The 648-nt window shown below is 65.0% G+C and carries 1 protein-coding gene and 1 pseudogene; one reads left to right on the top strand and one right to left on the bottom strand.

Going from position 1 to position 648, the window contains the following annotated elements; all coding sequences use genetic code 11:
- A partial coding sequence (locus tag EN893_RS36765) for a gamma-glutamyl-gamma-aminobutyrate hydrolase family protein (protein ID WP_164901536.1) occupies positions 1–432 on the top strand: 432 nt, incomplete at its 5' end.
- On the opposite strand, the pseudogene EN893_RS36760 reads toward EN893_RS36765, so the two are convergent.
- A pseudogene (locus tag EN893_RS36760) lies at positions 433–648 on the bottom strand (hypothetical protein); the annotation flags it as partial.

The raw sequence follows: 648 nt of genomic DNA, 5'->3' as shown, positions 1-648 counted from the left end.
ATCCAGGAATTGAACGTGGCGCTGGGCGGCACGCTCGGCACCGAAATCCAGGAGCGCGAGGGCTCGCTTGACCACCGCGCGCCGGTGAGCGACAAGCAGGACGAACGCTTCGCCATCCACCAGACCATTTCGATCAAACCCGACAGTTGCCTGGCCGGTGTGTTCGGTGCCGGCGACATCAAGGTCAATTCATTGCACCGCCAGGCGATCGACCGGCTCGGCTCGAAGCTGCAGGTCGAGGCCGTCGCCACCGACGGCACGGTCGAGGCGGTTTCGGTGCGCGACGCCCGCGCCTTCGCCGTCGGCGTGCAATGGCACCCGGAATACTGGGTCAAGTCGGACAGCAATTCGGTGAAAATATTCCGGGCCTTCGGCGATGCGGTTCGGCTGCACGCCGCAGCGAAGGCTGGCGCGCGGGCGGCGGCGGAATAATCAGTCGCCAGATTTCTTATCACCGGTGGCCGCCAGCGACAGCAATGGTAGCGCCGGGGCATAGGATTCGTAGCCGTCGCCATCGGCAGCCGCGAAGGTGACGATTGGATCGGTGCCATTGGCGCTGAAGGCGACCGTGCCATCGTTCTGCTCGCGCCAGAACTTCGCCTGCTCTATGCCCGGCAAGAGCCGGCGGCATTTCGGAGCAACGGTGAG

The sequence above is a fragment of the Mesorhizobium sp. M7A.F.Ca.CA.004.04.2.1 genome, from assembly GCF_004022825.1.
In the GTDB taxonomy this organism is placed as follows: domain Bacteria; phylum Pseudomonadota; class Alphaproteobacteria; order Rhizobiales; family Rhizobiaceae; genus Mesorhizobium.
This window is presented reverse-complemented; position numbering and strand designations above follow the sequence as displayed.